This is a genomic window from Streptomyces sp. UH6, from assembly GCF_013421635.1.
GTDB classification, from domain to species: Bacteria; Actinomycetota; Actinomycetes; order Streptomycetales; family Streptomycetaceae; genus Streptomyces; species Streptomyces abyssomicinicus.
This window is the reverse complement of record NZ_JACADT010000179.1, coordinates 1-8,048: the sequence shown is the minus strand read 5'-3', so window position 1 is coordinate 8,048 and position 8,048 is coordinate 1. Positions and strand designations below refer to the sequence as shown.

Sequence of the window (8,048 nt, the reverse complement as noted above, 5' to 3'; positions counted from 1 at the left end):
GGGCCACGAGACGGGGAGGGCCCGGCCTCAAGGGCCCGGCGTCGAGGGTCAGGCGTCGGCGGTCAGGCGTCGCCGCCCATCGTGCCGGGATCGGCCGCGGCGACGTCGAGGATCCGGTAGCGGTCGATCGCCTGCTTGAGCACCCCGCGGTCCACCTTCCCCGTCTTGGCCAGCTCGGCCAGCACCGCCACCACCACCGACTGCGCGTCGATGTGGAAGAACCGCCGCGCCGCCCCGCGGGTGTCGGCGAAGCCGAAGCCGTCGGCGCCCAGGGAGGTGTACGGCCCCGGCACCCAGCGGGCGATCTGGTCCGGCACCGACCGCATCCAGTCGGAGACCGCCACGAACGGCCCCTCGGCGCCCGACAGTTTCCGGGTCACCCACGGCACCCGCGGCTCCTCCTCCGGGTGCAGCAGGTTGTGCTCCTCCACCGCGACCGCCTCACGCCGCAGCTCGTTCCAGGAGGTCGCCGACCAGACGTCGGCCCGCACGTCCCAGTCCTCGGCGAGGATCCGCTGCGCCTCCAGCGCCCAGGGCAGTCCCACCCCCGAGGCCATGATCTGGGCGGGGATCGAGCCCGAGGTGCCGGGCGCGTACCGGTGGATGCCCTTGAGGATGCCCTCGACGTCCACGTCCTCCGGCTCGGCCGGGTGCACGATCGGCTCGTTGTACACGGTCAGGTAGTAGAAGACGTCCTCGCCGTGCGGATGCTCCGGCGAGGAGCCGTACATCCGGCGCAGCCCGTCCCGCACGATGTGCGCGATCTCGAACCCGAACGCCGGGTCGTAGGCCACGCACGCCGGGTTGGTCGAGGCCAGCAGCTGGGAGTGGCCGTCCGCGTGCTGGAGCCCCTCACCGGTCAGCGTGGTGCGCCCCGCGGTCGCGCCCAGTACGAAACCGCGCGCCATCTGGTCGGCCATCTGCCAGAACTGGTCACCGGTGCGCTGGAACCCGAACATCGAGTAGAAGACGTACACCGGGATCAACGGCTCGCCGTGGGTGGCGTGGGCCGAACCCGCGGCGATCAGCGAGGCGGTGCAGCCGGCCTCGGAGATGCCGTCGTGCAGCAGCTGGCCGGTCGGTGACTCCTTGTAGGCGAGCAGCAGGTCGCGGTCGACGGACTCGTACTGCTGGCCCATCGGGTTGTAGATCTTGGCGCTCGGGAAGAACGAGTCCATGCCGAACGTGCGGTACTCGTCCGGCGCGATCAGCACGAACCGCCTGCCGATCTCCTTGTCCCGCATCAGGTCCTTCAGCAGCCGCACGAACGCCATGGTGGTGGCGATGGTCTGCTTGCCGGAGCCCTTCTTCACCGCCGCGTACGCCTGGTCGCCCGGCAGCGTCAACGGCTTGGAGCGCAGCACCCGGGTGGGCACGTACCCGTCCAGCGCGCGGCGCCGGTCGTGCATGTACTGGATCTCCTCGGAGTCCTTGCCCGGGTGGAAGTACGGGGCCTCGTAGGGGTCCTCCAGCTCCTTGTCGGCGATCGGCAGGTGCAGCCGGTCGCGGAAGCGCTTGAGGTCGTCGACCGTCAGCTTCTTCATCTGGTGCGTGGCGTTGCGGCCCTCGAAGTTGGGCCCCAGCGTCCAGCCCTTGATCGTCTTGGCCAGGACGACCGTCGGCTGGCCCTTGTGCGCCAGCGCCGCCGAGTAGGCCGCGAAGATCTTCCGGTGGTCGTGGCCGCCGCGGCCGAGGTGGAGGATCTGGTCGTCGGTCATGTTCTCGACCATGGCGCGCAGCCGGTGGTCGCCGCCGAAGAAGTGGTCGCGGATGTAGGCGCCGGACTCGGTGGCGTAGGTCTGGAACTGGCCGTCGGGCGTCCGGTTCATCTTGTCCACGAGGACGCCGTCGCGGTCCTGGGCCAGCAGCGGGTCCCAGCTGCGGTCCCAGATCAGCTTGATCACGTTCCAGCCGGCGCCCCGGAAGACCGACTCCAGCTCCTGGATGATCTTCCCGTTGCCGCGCACCGGCCCGTCCAGCCGCTGCAGGTTGCAGTTGACCACGAAGGTCAGGTTGTCCAGCCCCTCACGGGCGGCCAGGGAGAGCTGGCCCAGCGACTCCGGCTCGTCCATCTCGCCGTCGCCGAGGAACGCCCAGACGTGGGAGCGCGAGGTGTCCGCGATGCCGCGCGCCTCCATGTAGCGGTTCATCCGCGCCTGGTAGATCGCTCCCAGCGGACCCAGGCCCATGGAGACCGTCGGGAACTCCCAGAAGTCCGGCATGGAGCGCGGGTGCGGGTACGAGGACAGGCAGTCGGGCGCCTTCGACTTCTCCTGGCGGAAGCCGTTCAGCTGCGCCTCGGAGAGCCGGTCCAGCAGGAAGGCGCGGGCGTAGATGCCGGGGGAGGCGTGGCCCTGGAAGAAGATCTGGTCGCCGCCGTCACCGCCGTCCTTGCCCCGGAAGAAGTGGTTGAAGCCCACGTCGTACAGCGAGGCGGAGGAGGCGAAGGTGGCGATGTGGCCGCCCACGCCGACCCCCGGCCGCTGCGCGCGGGAGACCATCACCGCGGCGTTCCAGCGGGTCGCGTTGAGGATCTTGCGTTCGATCTCCTCGTTGCCCGGGAAGAACGGCTCGGCCTTGGTGGCGATCGTGTTGACGTAGTCCGTGCTGCGCATCTCGGGCACGGCCACGCGCTTCTCGCGGGCCCGCTCGATCATGCGCAGCATCAGGTAGCGCGCCCGGTCGCGGCCCCGCTCGTCGATCGCGGCGTCGAGGGAGTCGAGCCACTCCCGGGTCTCCTCGGGGTCGAAGTCGGGGACCTGGCTGGGCAGGCCGCCGATGATGATCGGGGCGCGATCTGGTCCGGGTCCGGAAGCCACGGCGTTCCTTCGCTCTCGCAGGGAGTCCTGTCGTTCTCAGTGGGTTTCTCCCATGGTGTACCCGCTGATCGTGAACCTCACCTCCCGCGGGCCCGGGCGGGCGGACGGCCGGCGGCCGACCCCCGTGACGCGCGGGTCACCGAAAGCGAATACGCTCACTCCCGACAGGTTTCGCAAAACAATTCGCATGTCGCACGCATGGTGTCCGCCGAAAGCGGCAAAGAGGACAGAATAGTGTGGCCTGCGTCACCCGGGGCCGGGATCGGCATCCGGAACTTGCCACCGCGCCGCCGGGAACGTCACCGTTTCGGCGGTCTCGACGGCCGGGTACTTGCGCGATCGGTCCCGCCCGTGTGGACTACGGCCAATGCTTCGCGCACGCGCGTGGCTCGAACCCTTCCCCCGGCAGCCTCCTGGGCGAGCCGGAGGAGACACAATTCGCAACATGATCAGGAGGCAACCCGTGAGCGCGACCGCGGACCACGCGGAGGAGCGGACGAACCCTGCCGCCAGGCTGGGGTTCCAGCCCGAGCAGGTGGTCCAGGAGATCGGCTACGACGACGACGTCGATCAGGAGCTTCGCGAGGCCATCGAGGAAGTCATCGGCAGCGAGCTGGTCGACGAGGAATACGACGACGTGGCCGATGCCGTGGTGCTGTGGTTCCGCGACGACGACGGCGACCTGACCGATGCGCTGGTGGACGCCACCACGTACATCGAGGAAGGCGGCTCGATCCTGCTCCTCACGCCCAAGACGGGCCGTGACGGCTATGTCGAGCCGAGCGAGATCGCCGAAGCCGCGACGACCGCGGGGCTTTCCGCGACCAAGAGCGTCAGCGTGGGCAAGGACTGGAGCGGCAGCCGCCTGCTGACGCCGAAGGGCGCCAAGACCAAGCGGTGACGTGCCTCCCCGAGGAGGACGACCCCGACCGCGGGGGGACGGACGGGCCGTGCGGCCCGTCCGTCCCCCCACGGCGTTTTCCCGCGGTTTCCGCAGGCCGCGTAGGGTGTGATCCGCCCAGTTGTGCAGCCACCGAAGGGAACACGAGACGATGGCGATCGAGGTCGGCAGCGAGGCCCCGGACTTCGAGCTGAAGGACAATCACGGCCGCACGGTCAGGCTCTCCGACCACCGGGGCGCGAAGAACGTGGTGCTCCTCTTCTACCCCTTCGCCTTCACCGGCGTCTGCACGGGCGAGCTCTGCGACATCCGGGACAACCTGCCGTCCTTCGTCAACGACGACACCCAGGTGCTCGCCGTGTCGGCGGACTCCATCCACACCCTGCGGGTCTACGCCGAGCAGGAGGGCTTCGAGTACCCCCTGCTCTCCGACTTCTGGCCGCACGGGAACGTGTCGCGCGCCTACGGCGTCTTCGACGAGGAGAAGGGCTGCGCCGTGCGGGGCACCTTCATCATCGACAAGGAGGGCGTGGTCCGCTGGACCGTCGTCAACGCCCTTCCCGACGCGCGGGACCTGAACGACTACGTGAAGGCGCTCGAGAGCATGTGATCCGGCTGTTTCTGCCGGGTTCTCCGCCCCCCGGGCGGGAACCGGTCACTACGATCGGTCGTTGACCTGTTACGACGTACCAAGGGGCTCCCCGCCCCCGGACAGTAAAGGGAGGACTCGTGGGAGTCAGCCTCAGCAAGGGCGGCAACGTTTCGCTGAGCAAGGAGGCGCCCGGCCTGACGGCCGTCATCGTCGGCCTCGGCTGGGACGTCCGCACGACCACCGGCACCGACTTCGACCTGGACGCCAGCGCCCTGCTGCTCAACGCGGCCGGCAAGGTGGCCAGCGACGCGCACTTCGTGTTCTTTAACAACCTCAAGAGCCCGGACGGCTCCGTCGAGCACACCGGCGACAACCGCACGGGTGAGGGCGAGGGCGACGACGAGGCGATCAGCGTCAGCCTGGCGACGGTCCCGGCCGACGTGGACCGGATCGTCTTCCCGGTCTCGATCTACGAGGCCGAGGCGCGCCAGCAGTCCTTCGGCCAGGTCCGCAACGCGTTCATCCGCGTGGTGAACCAGGCGGGCGGCGCCGAGATCGCCCGCTACGACCTCTCCGAGGACGCCTCCACGGAGACCGCCATGGTCTTCGGCGAGCTCTACCGCCACGGCGCCGAGTGGAAGTTCCGCGCCGTGGGCCAGGGTTACGCCTCCGGCCTGCGCGGCATCGCCCAGGACTTCGGCGTCAACGTCTGACGTCCACCCGCCCAGGGCACACCGCTCCGGGCCCCGGACCGGCGGCCGCGCCCGCGGCGCGCCGGTCCGGGGCCCGGGGCACGGTCGGCACCGGGGTGCCGGCCGTCGTACGGCGCGCCGTCGAATTCCGCAGACGCCGCCCCTGACGGGCGCCGTCGCTTCCGCAGACTTCAGGGGAGGATCCGTTCATGGGTGTCACGCTCGCCAAGGGAGGCAACGTCTCCCTCTCCAAGGCCGCCCCCAACCTCACCAAGGTGACGGTCGGGCTCGGCTGGGACGCGCGCTCCACCACCGGAGCGCCCTTCGACCTCGACGCCAGCGCCCTGATCTGCGGGCCCGGCGGCCGCATCCTCGGGGACGACTGGTTCGTCTTCTACAACCAGCTCACCAGCCCCGACGGCTCGGTGACCCACACCGGCGACAACCTCACCGGCGAGGGGGACGGCGACGACGAGTCGATCGTCGTGGACCTCCCCCAGGTGCCCGCGCGGTGCGAGCGGATCGTCTTCCCGGTCTCCATCCACGACGCCGACCTGCGCGGCCAGAGCTTCGGCCAGGTCGCCAACGCCTTCATCCGCGTGGTCAACGACGCCGACGGCATGGAACTGGCCCGCTACGACCTCTCCGAGGACGCCTCCACCGAGACCGCGATGATCTTCGGCGAGCTCTACCGGTACCAGGGGGAGTGGAAGTTCCGCGCGGTCGGCCAGGGGTACGCGTCCGGTCTGCGCGGCATCGCGCTCGACCACGGGGTCGACGTCTCCTGAGCCCCGGGCGTCACAGGGACGCGACACGACCCTAGACTTCGGGTCAACGAAGAGTAAAGCCGGGTGCGGGGCGGTCCCCCGCCACATGATGGGGTAGCCAGTGGTACTCAAAACCTTCGGCTGGTCGTTCGCGGTCACCGCGCTCGGCCTGGTCGTCGCGATCATCTACGGGGGATGGACGGCCTTCGGCGTCGTCGCCATCCTGTCGGTCCTCGAGATCTCGCTGTCGTTCGACAACGCGGTGGTCAACGCCGGAATCCTGAAGAAGATGAGCCCGTTCTGGCAGCGCATCTTCCTGACCATCGGCATCCTGATCGCCGTCTTCGGCATGCGGCTGGTCTTCCCCGTCGTCATCGTCGCCGTCAGCGCCCAGCTCAACCCGATCGAAGCGGTCGACCTGGCGCTGAACAACAAGGAGCTCTACGAGCAGTACGTGACGGACGCCCACCCGGCGATCGCCGCGTTCGGCGGTATGTTCCTGCTGATGATCTTCCTCGACTTCATCTTCGAGGACCGGGACATCAAGTGGCTGGCCTGGCTGGAGCGCCCGCTCGCCAAGCTCGGCAAGATCGACATGCTGTCGGTCTGCATCGCCCTGATCGTCCTGCTGGTCGCGGCGATGACCGTCGCGACGCACGCCCACACGCACAGCGGCCACATGGACAAGTCCGGGACGGTGATGCTCTCCGGCATCGCCGGCCTGATCACCTACCTGGTGGTCGGCGGTCTCTCCGGTTTCTTCGAGGACAAGCTCGAGGAGGAGGAGGAACGCGAGCACGAGGCGGAGGAGAAGGCCGTCGCGGAGGGCAAGCCGCGGTCCGCGGTGATGCTGGTCGGCAAGGCCGCCTTCTTCATGTTCCTCTACCTCGAGGTCCTCGACGCGTCGTTCTCCTTCGACGGCGTCATCGGCGCCTTCGCGATCACCAACGACATCATCATGATGGCGCTGGGCCTCGGCATCGGCGCGATGTACGTCCGTTCGCTCACCGTGTACCTGGTCCGCCAGGGCACCCTGGACGACTACGTCTACCTGGAGCACGGCGCCCACTACGCGATCGGCGCCCTGGCCGTCATCCTGCTGGTCACCATCCAGTACGAGATCCACGAGATCATCACCGGCCTGATCGGCGTCTTCCTGATCGGCTGGTCCTTCCTGTCCTCGGTCCGCCGCAACAAGCGGCTCGCCGCGGAGGGCGGCGCCGACGGCAAGGCGGAGGTCTCCTCCGGCGTGTGACCCCCGCGTGCCGACGTGCGACCCCGTGTGTGACCCTCACCGCGTGTACCGCACCCGTCGGCAGGGGAACGCTCTTGGCGGGGCGGTCGTCGAGGACGGAAGTCCTCGGGACCGCCCCGCGGTGTGCGCGGGGCGGCGGGCGACGAGGTACGAGGGGTGTGGACGGGGATGGCTTCCACGGAACAGGGGTCCAGGGAGCCGGGGGCCAGGCCGGGCCGCGCGGCGTTCTCGGGCTTCTTCGACGGGCTGCGGCCCTGGCACGCCGCCGGGTTCGACACCCGCGGGTCCCGCGGCGGCCCGGTCCGGCTGACCAGCCGCAGGCGCCGGGTCTCGCTGACCAAGCAGGGCGTCGACACCGGCAACCTGCGGGTCCAGCTGGCCTGGCGGATGCGGACCTCCGACCTCGGGGGCGGCATGCGGGAGAGCCTGCTGCGCCACCCGCTGCGGGCGCTGAAGCCGCCGGAGATCGTCGGGCACACCCAGTCGATGGTCCGCGTCGACCTCGACCTGGGCTGCCTGTACGAGATGACCGACGGCTCCAAGGGCGTCGTCCAGCCGCTCGGCGGCCTCTACGGCTCCATCAACGAGCCGCCGTACGTGAAGCTCGACGGCGACGACCGGGCGGGCTCCGGGTCGGGCGAGACGATGCACATCAACCTCGACCACCGCGGCGACATCCGGCGGCTGCTGGTCTTCGCCTACATCTACGACGAGACGCCGGCCTTCGACCGCACCGAGGCCACGGTGACGCTCTTCGCCGGCGCCGACCCGGTGATCGAGATCGACCTCGACGAGCGCCAGCCGCAGGCCCGGTCCTGCGCGGTGTTCATGGTGGAGAACGTCAAGGGCGAGATCTTCGTCCGCCGCGAGGCGCGGTACGTGTACGGCTTCCAGGCCGAACTCGACCGCCTCTACGGCTGGGGCCTCAACTGGGGGCGCGGCTACAAGTCCGCCGGCCGCTGACCCCGCCGGGCGGGCGCAGGCCCACGTCGCGTACGTGACGGTCCGCTCCGCGGAACCTG

At 69.6% G+C, this 8,048-nt stretch carries 7 protein-coding genes; 6 read left to right on the top strand and 1 reads right to left on the bottom strand.

The features are described from left to right. Positions 1-62: 62 nt before the first annotated feature. The gene (aceE, locus tag HW445_RS11965) at positions 63-2,819 is read right to left on the bottom strand and encodes a pyruvate dehydrogenase (acetyl-transferring), homodimeric type (protein ID WP_180221002.1); all 2,757 of its coding nucleotides are present in this window, start codon (positions 2,817-2,819) and stop codon (positions 63-65) included. A gap of 463 nt (positions 2,820-3,282) precedes the next feature. On the opposite strand from aceE, the gene HW445_RS11960 reads away from it, so the two are divergent. From HW445_RS11960 to HW445_RS11935, 6 genes are all read left to right on the top strand, one after another. After that, a complete protein-coding gene (locus HW445_RS11960) occupies positions 3,283-3,720 on the top strand; it encodes a DUF3052 domain-containing protein (protein WP_218042065.1) in 438 nt (145 codons plus the stop codon). A 151-nt stretch (positions 3,721-3,871) separates the two neighbouring features. Next, the gene (locus HW445_RS11955) at positions 3,872-4,330 is read left to right on the top strand and encodes a peroxiredoxin (protein WP_180221001.1); all 459 of its coding nucleotides are present in this window, start codon (positions 3,872-3,874) and stop codon (positions 4,328-4,330) included. A 119-nt stretch (positions 4,331-4,449) separates the two neighbouring features. Then, the gene (locus HW445_RS11950) at positions 4,450-5,025 is read left to right on the top strand and encodes a TerD family protein (RefSeq protein WP_180221000.1); all 576 of its coding nucleotides are present in this window, start codon (positions 4,450-4,452) and stop codon (positions 5,023-5,025) included. A gap of 188 nt (positions 5,026-5,213) precedes the next feature. Then, positions 5,214-5,792 carry a TerD family protein gene (locus HW445_RS11945; protein WP_180220999.1) on the top strand — a complete coding sequence of 193 codons (579 nt, stop codon included), beginning with the start codon at positions 5,214-5,216 and terminating at the stop codon, positions 5,790-5,792. A gap of 100 nt (positions 5,793-5,892) precedes the next feature. Continuing rightward, positions 5,893-7,026, top strand: coding sequence for a DUF475 domain-containing protein (locus tag HW445_RS11940; RefSeq protein WP_151773040.1), 1,134 nt, complete (start codon positions 5,893-5,895; stop codon positions 7,024-7,026). A 168-nt stretch (positions 7,027-7,194) separates the two neighbouring features. Continuing rightward, positions 7,195-7,989, top strand: coding sequence for a Tellurium resistance (locus HW445_RS11935; protein WP_257231015.1), 795 nt, complete (start codon positions 7,195-7,197; stop codon positions 7,987-7,989). The last annotated feature ends 59 nt before the right edge of the window (positions 7,990-8,048 follow it).